Here is a 10,126-nt window from a genome sequence, read left to right as displayed (position 1 = left end):
CCGGGAATTTCATGATGTGAACGAACCCTCTGAAAAATTCAAATCTGGAGAGATCGGTTGCGAGTGCGTGTGGAGTATTTCAGCAGCCTGCTAAGCGCAGAATCTCCAGCTCTTCAGGAGATATGCCCTCAATGAACCACCGGTACTCATCGTCCCATTTTTCTTTATCAATCTTTGGAATAAAATACCCCTTGAACACCCCTTTTGCGGCAACAAGAAGATACTCTTTAAGCTTCGGAACGCCGCCCGTAAGTAATGCGGATGCCATCTTTACACCAGAGGCAGTAGACATCTTGATGGCTATTGTTTTAAGCGATTCCTCACCAAAAACACTATCTAAAAGCAGCTTCCCACGATAAAGCTCAATATCGCTGATCGAGCACTGAAAGAATCCTCCATCCGCAAGAAGTAGATTAGCCAAACGAAGCCGATCACTCATCAGTGCAAGCCAGCTTGAATGGCTATATCTATCCTTATAAGCAAACCCGTCACTCCCCGTATTGTAAGGCGGGTCGATGTAAATACACTTTGCTTCACCTGTGTAGCGGGTTTGCAAGATATTTAAGGCGTGAAAATTATCGCTGTGAATCAACAAGCCATCCGCGGTCTTATCCAAGTCCGGTGCTTGCTTTAGCAGGCTGGCTTTAAACTCTGCTGAAAAAAAACTGGTATACACCATTCGATACGGCGCAGCTTTCAAATCCTCCATCGTCCCCGGCGCGTCGCCATCCCAAACGCCCAGCTGTTTCCACCGCGCCCATTGCTGCGGGTTCGCTACCACTTCCGGCCACAGCGCTTCCGGTACCCGATCCAGCGTGATGCAGTAGTGACTGGAGACAACGAACTTCTTTTTCAGCCACAGCTTCTTCTGGAAGTCTTCCAACTGGGCCAAGAACGTGATCAGTTCCAGCGCAATGCTGCGCAGGCATTGAATCATGCGCAGGTTCTTTTCGATGTCCGCGAACGCGCCGGCGTTCTGCACATCATCCAGATGCATGACATCGTTCTTGATGTAGAAATCCAACTCACTGCGCAGGAAACGACCCAGATCTTTGTGGATGAAGTAGTCCGCCGAGTTCTTGGTGGTGTAGGTGGTCAGGTGCTTTTCCAGCAGGGTGCGCTGCGGGTTTTTCTCGGTGGGTGCGCGGGTGCTTAAGTTAAGCCAGCGGGCCTTGACGGCAGCATCCGCCAGCACGCCCTCTACGGCCTTGGTGACCAGCGCTTCCTGCTTGGTGCCTTTGGGCTGGGCGGCGTACTCGAAGCGGATGATCAACTCCTGATGGCCGTCACTGCCAGGAGCTTCCTCCACGGGCACCAGTTGTTCTTCGAACTCGTCGCCGTTTTCATCCACGCGGGTAACGGTTTTGGCCGCTACCAGGGCAAATCGACGTTCCTTGTCGTTGTCCTTGCGGTTGTCTTTGGCGGTGTCGGCGGCGGCGAGGCGGAAATGCACCGTGCGACCGTCTTCGAGCTTGAAGCTGTAATTGCTGAAGTTCTCGCCGCTCTTGGTGTAGTACTGATCCTTGTTGGCCCAGTGCAGCATCACCTCTTCGCCCGCGTAGGGGATGGCGTAGGTGTCGCCCTTGTAACGGCGCTGGCTGATGAAGTCGCCTTGCTCGTAGTAGCGGGAGAAAAAGGCCAGCAGGTGCGAGAACACTGCGTTCTCGTGTTCGCTGCTGCCTGCTGCTGTCTCTTTCAGCTTGGCGCGTAGTTCCTGCACCTTGGGCACGGCATCGGGGCTGACACCCAAGGCTTGGGCGTTCTTCTCTGCCTCTTGCAACTCAGCTTGCAATTGCACGGCGCTGGCGGCGCTCCCTGCGGAGAGGGCTGCCTGAACCTTCTCAGCCAGCCGGTTTTGCAGGTAGTCGTTGATCTCGCCCGCGCGGGCGTTGAGGATGCGGTAGATGCCGAAGTCCAGTTCCGGGCGGTCGATCTGGAAGATCTCGCGCAGCTTGGCGACGAGCTCCTGGAATTTGGGATTCTGTTTGTTGGTCATGGTTTGCCCTGATCTCGGGATTTCTAATTCTTTGAAGGATTTGCGTTTCAGGTGACCTGCCAGCGCACGCTGAACAGGGTCTCGTTGCTTGTTTTTTCTTGCAGGCGCTGCTGCAGCGAGGCAATCAGCTCGTCGCGCTTGGCGATGATCTCGTCTTCGACAGCGAAAATTTCCTGCCGCAGGCGGCGCTGCTTGCGCTCCAGCTCAGACAGTTCGCGCTGGATGCCATCCTGCTCCTGCAAGGTGGCGGCCTTGCGGGCGTCGCGCTTCAACTGGGCGATGCGCGCCTTGGTGTTCTTCAGTGCGTCCTCTGCGGCCAGCAGCTTGTCGTCGGCCCAGCGTTCCAGCTTGTCGCGTTCTTCATTGAAAAGTCGCTGGTTGGCTTCCAGCACCTGAGCAATGGTGGCGGTGACCGCGCGCTGGCTGTTGGCCAGCAGGGCCTCGGGCACAGCGGTGCTCAGAGGAGTGGGCTTGCCAGCTGCTGGAATGGTCATCAGCCTTTCGCACGTTTCCTGATCCAGCACCTGACCATCGTCGGTAAGGCCGGAGAACAGCAGCGCCTCGGTGGTCTCGAAGGCGGTGACTTCCAGCCGGGCCAGCGTCAGCCAGCCGGACATACCGCGCAGTCTCTCGATGACGGAGACGCGCGCGCCGTGTTTGCCGTAGTCGAGCTTCAATGTGGCGACGGGCGTGGCCGCGTTCAGGCTGGCATCAATGCTCCATTCCCCCAGCGGGTGGCTGAGGCGGTAGGCGTGCGCCAGCATGTCCGGCTGCGCCGCACCACGAATGAGCTGGTAGCGACCTGTGGCAATTCCAGTTGGCGGCGTGCTCAGAGAGAACGCGTAGGACTGCTCGTCGAAGCGCGCGCGGCCGTCCAATGCAAAGCAGGTGACACCCCAGAACCAGCGCCCCAGCTTGTCGAGCCGCGCTTCGGCGTCTTGAAGACGCAGTTTGAGGCGGTCGTGAACGTCCTCATCGAAGTTCTCCAGCAGTTGGGATTGGGTGTCTTTGATGCGGTCGGCGATAACTTCTTCCAGCTCGGCTTGCAGGGCGTTGAAAGCGGCTTCGATCTGGTCGGGCTGGCGACAGGTGTCGTAGATCTGGAGGATGCGTTTCTCGAAGTCGAGGCCGCTTTCAATGCGACCCAGCACTTCATCGCTTGCACCGAACACGCCGGAGAACAGGTTGAATTTTTCGGTGAGCAGTTCCAGCACACGCTGGTCGGCCTGGTTGCGGGTGTTCAAGAAGTTGATGACCACCACGTCGTAGCGTTGGCCGTAACGGTGGCAGCGGCCAATGCGCTGTTCGACTCGCTGCGGGTTCCACGGCAGGTCGTAATTGATACTCAGCGCGCAGAACTGCAGGTTGACACCTTCGGCAGCCGCTTCAGTGGCGATCATGATTTCCGCGCCGGTGCCGTCGTCCTTGCGGAAGTAGTCGATCAGCGCGGTGCGGCGATCCACCTGCGGCGAGCCGGTGACGCGATCCGTGCCTTTGTACTCTTCCAGCCAACGCTGGTAGATGGCGGTGGAGTCTTCATGATTGTTGGTGCCGCTGAACAGCACCAGCTTGCCCGCGTGGCCGTTGGCGGAGAGAAAGCGGTGCAGGTACTCCTGCGTGCGCTTGGACTCTGTGAAGATGATGGCTTTGCGCGGCGCGCGCAGCTCGGCCATTTTGCTGAAGCCCAAGCCGAGCGCCTTCAGTAGCGCCTGCGCCTTGGTGTCGGTTTGCAGCGCTTGCGCGGCATCGACGAACGCGGTCAGCTCCGCGATCTCGGCGCTGATGGCAGCGCGGACGGCATGCGCGTCTTTTGCAGCGCCCGTCTTATCGTCTTCCGCTGGCGCGGGCGTACGGGCTTCGGCGTCTTCGTCGGCCTCGCTGGCTTCCTCTTCCAGAAAGTCCTGCTCCAGGTCGTCCTCGGCAATGAGTTGTTCGACCAATTGGCTGCCGTCGTCTTCTGTTATGTCTGCCGTGAGCAAGCCCTGCAGGCGCTCGCGGATGGTGACCAACGTGGCAGCGACGGCGTGCGAACTGGAGGCCAGCAGCTTGCGCAAGATGAGTGCCGTGAGATGGCGTTGCTGCTTAGGCAGAGCGTAGGAGTCTTCCTTTTGCAGAAAGGCCGAGATGCGCTCATACAGCGCCTGCTCGTCGTCCGTGGGATTGAACGGCTGGGTGAGCGCCTTGCGCTCGGTGTATTTGATGTACTCCAGCACGTCGCGGCGCAGTGTGCGTTTGGCGAAACTGGCAAGACGCTCGCGCAATTCATCAAGACCCGTCCCGCTGTTCATGAACTGCTTGCGGAAGGCCGTCTCATCGCCGAACATGTGCTCGTCGATCAGTGTGGACAGGCCGTACAGCTCCATCAGCGAGTTCTGCAGCGGCGTGGCGGTGAGCAGCAGCTTCTTGCGGCCCTGCAGTGCGCGCTTGAGCGCCTGCCCGGTGCGATTGCTGGCACGGTGCGCATTGCGCAGCTTGTGCGCTTCGTCGATGACCACCACATCCCAAGGCACGGCGCGCAGCTCGGCTTCCAGCTTGGCAGCAAACTGGTAGGACATGATGACGACCGCCTTGCCAACCTGCCGTTGCAGGGTGGCGAGCATGTCGCCAGCAGACTGCTTGCGCAGAGAAACGGCATCCACCACGGTGGTGGGCACGGCGAACTTGTCATGCAGCTCCTGCGCCCATTGCTTGCGCAAGCTGGCCGGGCAGATGACCAGCAGCCGACGACGGCGCTCGGCCCAGTACTGGCAGACCACCAGCGAGGCTTCGATGGTCTTTCCCAGACCCACCTCATCGGCCAGAAGCACGCCTTCCTGCAACGGGTTCCGAAGGGCAAACAGCGCTGCCTCGATCTGATGCGGATTCAGGTCGACAGTAGCGTCAAACAGCGATTGGGAGAGGCGATCTACGCCATCGGCAGCGTGCCGCCGCGTCAGCTCGTGTGCGTAGTACTTGGCGTGGTAGGCGGAAATCAACCGGCTTACCTCTCTCCGTTCTTGGATTGGGCTGCGATCCAAGCTTCGATGCCTGTCCGTTCAAAGCGCCACGTTCCGCCGACCTTGAAGGCCGAGATCCTTTTGGTTGCGGCCAGCTTGCAAATCGTCCTTTTGGCGATTTTCAAGTAATCAGCAACCTGCTTTCGGGTAAGGATCTTGCCCTTACTGCTGCTTGTAGACATCGTGCCAGTTCGATCAGATCAAAGCGCAGCAGAATAGTGCAAAATTTTCACGAAGAAACCGCCCATCTGCTCATCCCATCCCTTTGGAGTGACGGCCGCAGTGATTTCATCATCAAGTGAACCCACGCTCGCCAGCGTGCGCGCGATGACCGCGTCCACACGCTCGTCATCGATGCTTCGCGGCGCCCCGAGCGCGGGGCATCCGGTAACTCGTTGATGCGCTGCGCCACGAAACGTCCTCGCCATTTCTACACCGTCTGCTCGCTGACGCGCCCCCGCAGGGCCAGCGCCTGCGCCGCTGTGTCAGCGCCACGAGTTCCCCTGCGTTCCGCCTCGGTCAACACCAAGGGCACTTTCGGTCTTCCGCTCATCTCAGCCTCCCCGTGGGAACACGATACACCGTGCACTCCGAAAAGCGGAAGTACTTCAATGAACTTCTAACTCACCACACTAGGCGAACTTTTCAATTGGACGCTCGAGTTGTTGGCGCAGTCTGAACACCTGCGCCGGCCGATGCGCTCCGGCAGCGCGCATCTTCCCTTCAACCGGTTCGACCAGCTCACGCTCATCCAGCTTTCTTCTAAAACTCGACTTATCCAGGCGATGCCCGAGCAGCGCCTCGCAAAGTTGCTGTAGCTCAGTCAGGGTGAAGTCCTCCGGCACGAACCCCATAGGCAGATCCATCGCTTCCACGTCCTTGCGCATCGCTTGGACCGCCTGACCAATCAACTGCGCATGATCGAACGCGAGCTGACCGTCTTCAGCGCCATCCTCTGCCGCCACCCACCGCAGTGACTCCAGCCGCTTTCCTGGCTCCGGTGCGAAGGCTTCCGTGGGCACCAGCGCTCGGTACACCACACTGAGCGCCCACGGCGCCCGCGGATCACGCTTGGCGCTGCCCACTGCGCACAGCTGCCGCACATGCGGCAGATGCACACCCAGCCGCTCCTGCGCCACCCGCTGCACAGCATCCTCCAGGGTCTTGTCCAGGTCGATGCGCAGCACCCCGCCCGGCAGTGCCCAGCGCCCGGCATAGGGTGCCTGCTGTCGCTTGCCCTGCATCACCACCAGCTTGTCATCCAGAATGGACAGAATGACCAGTTCCACCCGCACGAAGGGCATGGGGTGCACGGGCGGACGGGTGGGTGTTGTAGGGGTTTTGGCCATGATCCTCTCCTGTTCGTTGCATTATGCACCGAAGTCTGCGATACTTCGTTGCATTGAACAACGAAGTGAATGAAAGGACTCTGACATGCAATACGACCTGATTGGTGACATCCACGGTTATGCCGACAAGCTCGAAGGCCTGCTCCAGTTCATGGGCTACGTCCCACAGGGCCGGAGCTACCGGGCGCCGCAAGGCCACCAGGCGGTGTTCCTGGGGGATCTGATCGACCGCGGTCCAGCGCAGTTGCGCGTGGTGGAGATCGTGCGTGACATGGTGGAGCAGGGACAAGCGCTGTGCGTGATGGGGAACCACGAGTTCAACGCCATCGGGTATCTGGTTGAGGATCCAAATGTTCCAGGGGAATGCCTGCGGGCCAACCGGCTGGACAGCCCGAAGGCGCGCAAGAACCGGGAGCAGCACGCCGAGTTCCTCGCGCAGGTGGGCGAAGGCTCGGCGCAGCACTGGGAGATCGTTCACTGGTTCCGGTCCTTGCCGCTGTTTTTGGACCTGGGCGGCATCCGTGCGGTGCACGCCAGCTGGGATATCCCATCCGTCGACCTGCTGGCGCAGCACTACTGGGATGCCGAGGGCAAGGCGATGTCGGAATCTTTCCTGTTCCGCAGTTACGTCAAGGGCTCACCACTGGAGAGCGCCCGCAAGCGCCTGAGTTGTGGACTGGAGTGGGACCTGCCCGAGGGGCAGCACATCGTCGACAAGGCGGGGCACTCCCATGGAGAAGTGCGTATTGCCGACTGGCGTCATGGTGCAGAGCGGCTGCGTGACGTCGCACTGGTGCCCAGTGGTCAGGAGGACTTCGTTCCGGACATTGCACTCCCGGCGGAAGTGGCGCTGAACCGCATCGACGGCGCACCGGTGTTCATCGGTCACCACTGGTTCAACGGTCAGCCGGTGCTCGAAAGTCCGAAGCTGGCCTGCCTGGACTGGTCGGCGGCGAAGGACGGGCCGTTGGTGGGGTACCGCTGGGCGGGCGAGGATGAATTGCGCAACGAGAACCTGGTATGGATCGGCTAGCACTGAACAAGCCCACGCCTGCATGCCAGACGAGGGGATGAACATGGCCATGGCGATTGCGGACCTGCGCGCAGATCTGGAGCAGTGTCTGAGGGTGCGACCGATCGCTGCGGTGTTGCTGGATGCTGGCTTTGAACCGGCGCGCGGCACACCGTCCGGCGACACGTCGCCGGATGCATTGATCTGGTTCGGGGAATATTGCGGTTGGACGCTGAAGATCCTGGCCGGGGTGGACTGGTTCGGGCAATGGAAGCTGGTGGGCACCTCGGTGTCCCAGCGCGAGGCGATGTGGAACGAGCGGCTGGTGCTTGAGGATGCGCCACAAGGGGCGGTGGTGGAGATGCTGATCAAGCTCTGGCAATCGGCATTCCGTGATGCGCCCTGCCCCGATGCGTTCCGCCTCGGGCGGGTCTATCGCGAATGGAACGCTGTCCGTCGCAAGCTCAATCCAGGGATGCCACATTTGGATGTGGATGGGCGGATGCTTCGGATGGTGGTCAACCGGCTGCGCGCGGCCGTCGAAACGGGTGAACTTCCGGATGACGCGAAGCTGCACATCGCACAGATCAGCAATCAGGTACTGCTCAGGGTTGAGGCGGTGGAGTGGATGTGCCCAGCCCGAGGATGTTGGGCCGGCATGGCGGAGGTGAGGCTGGTCGGGTTTTTGCAAGCGGTGCCGCTGCGGTTCGCCCACGGCACGGCTCGGATCGAACGCGTTGGCGCGATGCTGATGATCGGTCCGACCGCAGTCGCCACATCGTGGGCCACGTAATGAAACATGATGCATTGGTTAGCATCAGCTTGTCGTCAGCCTAGAGTTGAGGGTCGAGCGTGTTTGCCTTGCACCGAGTGGCCCAGCTCCATGGTCACCAGATCTACCACGGCGCCCTGATGCGGCTGGGTTCTCGGTTGCGGTGAACGGGGTGCCCATCCAAGTGGCGGGCGAATGCCCAAAGCATGCTACGTTTGGTTCCGCCCAGAAATGAGTTCTTTCGATTGACTTTGCACTTTTTTGTGCGCCCCACAAAATGCTCAGAGGGTAGTAATCATGCCACTGCAAAATCGCGTCGATCCTTGGGGCCGGTTGATCTACACCAGTGCGCGTGGCGCATGGCTCGGCAATCGCGGCATCCTGCACAACGAAAAAAAGGAAATCGTTGCACCTTGGCGTCATAAAGCGTGGGTCACATGCATGCTTGAATACAAAGGAATCAAGCGCGAGATTTTCAGTCCAGGGCAATATTCCGAACTCTTCCTACTAGACGAGGCGACTGCGCTCTCCGCGGGACATCGGCCCTGTGCGCAGTGTCGTAGACCGCGCTACCGCGAGTTCAAGGAGACGTGGGTAAATGCCAATATGCCGACATACGCTCCATCGGCTGTATCCATCGGGCAGATCGACCAGCAGATTCACAGCGAACGGGCCATCCCCGGTGGCGGGAAGGTGACCCACAATGCCGAGTTCCAATCACTTCCATCTGGCACGTTTGTGGAGATCGACGGCAACGCCTATTTGCTGTGGGAGGGACGACTCAGGAAATGGACACCTGCGGGCTATATAGACAGTCGCCAGTTGCCCGCACCAGAAGCTTCCATGAAGGTGCTGACCCCGGCTTCCATCGTGCGGATGCTGGCCGCAGGATTCACGCCTCAGGTGCATGATGCTGCTCGCGGACCCTGACCTCCAACGGTAATTGTTGATTTCCACTCAATTTTTGACCGACGTCTGCGCCTGGTCGACCGCGGCCGTTCTGGAGTGTTGCCGACGACCGAAATGAGCCAACTCTCGGAGGACTGCCGACGGGTCGCTGAACCGCGAACCGAGAGACGAAGGCGAAGCGTCATGCGAGCTCCGCAATGATGGGCATGGCTCATGACACCGACTTGTCGGTGGACTGGCTCAGTCCGCAGGCAGCGAAAACAGTTCAAACGACAACGTCCGCCCGCATCTCCCCGCCGATACACTGGTCTGCATGAAAACCGCCTTCTATGATCGTCTCGGCCTCGGCGAGCGAGGTGCTGTGCATCGGGGAGATTCCCGATCCTGTGCCCGCTCCCGGTGAGGTTCGCGTGCGCGTCGAGTGGTCCGGGGTCAATCCCTCGGACGTCAAATCGCGTCTGGGTCTGCGCAGTGGCACGATGCCGTTCGCGCGGGTCATTCCCCATAGCGATGGCATGGGCGTCATCGACGCCGTCGGCGATGGGGTGGACACTTCCCGCCTCGGCCAGCGCGTGTGGACATGGAATGCCGCGTGGGGACGCCCGCACGGCACTGCCTGCGAGTACGTCTGCCTGCCCCAGGAGCAGGCCGTTCTACTGCCCGACGGCATTGATGGCGAGGTTGGTGCCTGCCTGGGGATTCCCGCGCTCACGGCACTACACGCCGTGCTGATGGATGGTGCGGTGGCCGGGAAGACCGTGCTGGTGGCCGGCGGTGCCGGTGCGGTGGGCCACTATGCCTAGACACTGCCCGGTGATTTGTGCAAAGTCTGTGCGTAAAATGTGCAAACAGTCTCCTTACATTCGAGAATCTACCCCATGTTCGCCGCAGCATCCGAAGTTCTCGAGTCCACCCGCGAGCCTGGGACTACGCGCTTTTCACCGGCAAATTTCGCGACACTGCTTGATCTCCCGCAGCAAGACTTGGCCCAACTCGCCGGCGTGCACCGGAACACCCTGCGCACGCACCCGGAGTCGCCGAGGCTGCAAGCAGCATTGCGTGATTTGATGCGCGTTTTAGTGGCGGCCATGG

10 protein-coding genes and 1 pseudogene are annotated in these 10,126 nt (G+C 60.2%); 5 read left to right on the top strand and 6 right to left on the bottom strand.

Translation table 11 applies throughout. The features are described from left to right. Nucleotides 1–79 precede the first annotated feature (79 nt). The 6 genes from AC2VLV_RS16390 to AC2VLV_RS16365 all read right to left on the bottom strand — a co-directional run bounded on the left by AC2VLV_RS16390 (nt 80) and on the right by AC2VLV_RS16365 (nt 6,341). On the bottom strand, nt 80–1,996 hold the full coding sequence (locus AC2VLV_RS16390) for a DNA methyltransferase (RefSeq protein WP_486990982.1): 1,917 nt from the start codon (nt 1,994–1,996) through the stop codon (nt 80–82). Between the two features lie 47 nt (nt 1,997–2,043). Next, the gene (locus AC2VLV_RS16385) at nt 2,044–4,971 is read right to left on the bottom strand and encodes an SNF2-related protein (protein ID WP_486990981.1); all 2,928 of its coding nucleotides are present in this window, start codon (nt 4,969–4,971) and stop codon (nt 2,044–2,046) included. A 5-nt stretch (nt 4,972–4,976) separates the two neighbouring features. Further along, nucleotides 4,977–5,174, bottom strand: a complete 198-nt coding sequence (locus AC2VLV_RS16380; RefSeq protein ID WP_486990980.1) for a helix-turn-helix domain-containing protein — start codon at nt 5,172–5,174, stop codon at nt 4,977–4,979. An 18-nt stretch (nt 5,175–5,192) separates the two neighbouring features. Then, entirely contained in the window at nt 5,193–5,333 is a 141-nt protein-coding gene (locus tag AC2VLV_RS16375) for a hypothetical protein (RefSeq protein ID WP_486990979.1), read from the bottom strand. Between the two features lie 89 nt (nt 5,334–5,422). After that, nucleotides 5,423–5,545, bottom strand: a complete 123-nt coding sequence (locus AC2VLV_RS16370; protein WP_486990978.1) for a hypothetical protein — start codon at nt 5,543–5,545, stop codon at nt 5,423–5,425. A 79-nt stretch (nt 5,546–5,624) separates the two neighbouring features. Further along, nucleotides 5,625–6,341, bottom strand: coding sequence for an NUDIX hydrolase (locus AC2VLV_RS16365; protein WP_486990977.1), 717 nt, complete (start codon nt 6,339–6,341; stop codon nt 5,625–5,627). 85 nt (nt 6,342–6,426) lie between these two features. Here AC2VLV_RS16365 and AC2VLV_RS16360 point away from each other — a divergent pair, with 85 nt between their 5' ends. From AC2VLV_RS16360 to AC2VLV_RS16340, 5 genes and pseudogenes are all read left to right on the top strand, one after another. Further along, nucleotides 6,427–7,374, top strand: coding sequence for a metallophosphoesterase (locus AC2VLV_RS16360; protein ID WP_486990976.1), 948 nt, complete (start codon nt 6,427–6,429; stop codon nt 7,372–7,374). A gap of 43 nt (nt 7,375–7,417) precedes the next feature. Then, the gene (locus tag AC2VLV_RS16355; RefSeq protein ID WP_486990975.1) at nt 7,418–8,146 is read left to right on the top strand and encodes a hypothetical protein; all 729 of its coding nucleotides are present in this window, start codon (nt 7,418–7,420) and stop codon (nt 8,144–8,146) included. Between the two features lie 276 nt (nt 8,147–8,422). Beyond that, nucleotides 8,423–9,055, top strand: a complete 633-nt coding sequence (locus tag AC2VLV_RS16350; protein WP_486990974.1) for a hypothetical protein — start codon at nt 8,423–8,425, stop codon at nt 9,053–9,055. Between the two features lie 308 nt (nt 9,056–9,363). Continuing rightward, the gene (locus tag AC2VLV_RS16345) at nt 9,364–9,837 is read left to right on the top strand and encodes an alcohol dehydrogenase catalytic domain-containing protein (protein ID WP_486990973.1); all 474 of its coding nucleotides are present in this window, start codon (nt 9,364–9,366) and stop codon (nt 9,835–9,837) included. 75 nt (nt 9,838–9,912) lie between these two features. Continuing rightward, nucleotides 9,913–10,126 (top strand): annotated as a pseudogene (locus tag AC2VLV_RS16340) (DNA-binding protein); the annotation flags it as partial.

The organism is Thiomonas sp. TH-17 (assembly GCF_057473305.1).
Note: the sequence above shows the minus strand (reverse complement) of the source record. Positions and strands in the feature narration are given on the sequence as shown.

What these genes read in the sequence shown, in the direction of transcription:
- AC2VLV_RS16390 (WP_486990982.1), bottom strand. Translation starts at nt 1,996, where the DNA reads ATGACCAACAAACAGAATCCCAAATTCCAGGAGCTCGTCGCCAAGCTG.
- AC2VLV_RS16380 (WP_486990980.1), bottom strand. Translation starts at nt 5,174, where the DNA reads ATGTCTACAAGCAGCAGTAAGGGCAAGATCCTTACCCGAAAGCAGGTT.
- AC2VLV_RS16370 (WP_486990978.1), bottom strand. Translation starts at nt 5,545, where the DNA reads ATGAGCGGAAGACCGAAAGTGCCCTTGGTGTTGACCGAGGCGGAACGC.
- AC2VLV_RS16365 (WP_486990977.1), bottom strand. Translation starts at nt 6,341, where the DNA reads ATGGCCAAAACCCCTACAACACCCACCCGTCCGCCCGTGCACCCCATG.
- AC2VLV_RS16360 (WP_486990976.1), top strand. Translation starts at nt 6,427, where the DNA reads ATGCAATACGACCTGATTGGTGACATCCACGGTTATGCCGACAAGCTC.
- AC2VLV_RS16355 (WP_486990975.1), top strand. Translation starts at nt 7,418, where the DNA reads ATGGCCATGGCGATTGCGGACCTGCGCGCAGATCTGGAGCAGTGTCTG.
- AC2VLV_RS16350 (WP_486990974.1), top strand. Translation starts at nt 8,423, where the DNA reads ATGCCACTGCAAAATCGCGTCGATCCTTGGGGCCGGTTGATCTACACC.
- AC2VLV_RS16345 (WP_486990973.1), top strand. Translation starts at nt 9,364, where the DNA reads ATGATCGTCTCGGCCTCGGCGAGCGAGGTGCTGTGCATCGGGGAGATT.